Source organism: Nocardiopsis sp. NPDC058631 (assembly GCF_042716955.1).
Lineage (GTDB): Bacteria > Actinomycetota > Actinomycetes > Streptosporangiales > Streptosporangiaceae > Nocardiopsis.
Window position 1 is genome coordinate 1 of record NZ_JBHXQY010000212.1, and the last position, 1,082, is coordinate 1,082.

Here is a 1,082-nt window from a genome sequence, read left to right on the forward strand (position 1 = left end):
TGGAGCCGATGTCCGCCGCGCGCTCGGGTCCGGCGGCGGGCGGTGCCGGAGGCGCGTCCGTGTCCGTGCTCCGCGCGGGGACCGGCGTGCCCTCGGGGGCGGGCGAGGCGTTCCGCTCCGGACCGGCCTCCCCGTCGGGGGCGTCCCGGTGCACGGACCCGGCGCCTTCGTCCGCGCGTTCGCCGTCCTCGCCGTTCTCACGACCGGATCCGTCGCCCTCCTCCTCGCCTGAGCGGTCCTTACCGCCCTCAGATCCCTCCCTGGTCGCGTCGGAACGCTGACCATCGCCGGAGCCGTCGTTATCTCCCTCGTCCGGCTGTCTGCCGTCGCCGGACCGGCCCTTGGCGTCGTCCTCGGAGCGGTCGTCGTTCTGGGAGACGTCCTCGTCGCGCCCGTCGGACTGTTCCGCGTCGCGCCCGGGAGCGGTGTGCCCGGTGTCCTCGGTGCCCTGAGGCGGTCCGCTCTCGTCCCTGGGTCCGGTGCCGTGTCGGTCGTCGCCGCTCTCGGCCACGGGCGGCGGGGACGGCGCGCTCTCCGTCCTGGGTCCGGTGCCGTGTCGGTCGTCGCCGGTTTCGGCGACGGGCTGCGTGGACGGCTGGACGTCCTCCGACGCGGTCCGCTGCTCGGGTGCGGGTGCGGTGTCCGGCTGTGACGTGCTCTCGGCGGTGCGCGCACCGCCGCCGCTGCGCTGTGGGGAGGAGTCCGGCGCGCGGTTGTCGTTGGTGCGCTGGGGAGCGCGTCCGCCGCTGTCGGAGGCCGGGCTCTGCGGTGCGTTTGCGGGCGGTGTGGCGGTCTGGCCGGCGGGGGGTGCCACGGCGATGGGTGCGGGGTCGTGCCGCTGCTCTGGTGCGGGGGCGGGGCGGCCGGTCGGGTTCGTGTCGCCGTTGTCGCCTGTGTTGGGTGTGGGCTGCTCGACGCCGGGGGGCACGTCCGTCATCGGGTTGTCGGGGACGATGGCGTTGAGGAAGTCGACGGTCAGGGGGCCGTCGTTCATGCCGGGCAGGTAGGGGTCGTTGCCCAGGCCGGGGTGTTTGCTGTCCGGGCTTCCGAAGGGGTCCTTGCCGGGGTCGGGGTTCTTCAGG

The 1,082-nt window shown here is 75.0% G+C and carries 1 protein-coding gene; it reads right to left on the reverse strand.

Translation table 11 applies throughout. The features are described 5' to 3' along the window. The coding region (locus tag ACFWTE_RS30005; protein WP_378783332.1) for a hypothetical protein at window positions 1-1,082 on the reverse strand (1,082 nt) is incomplete at both ends.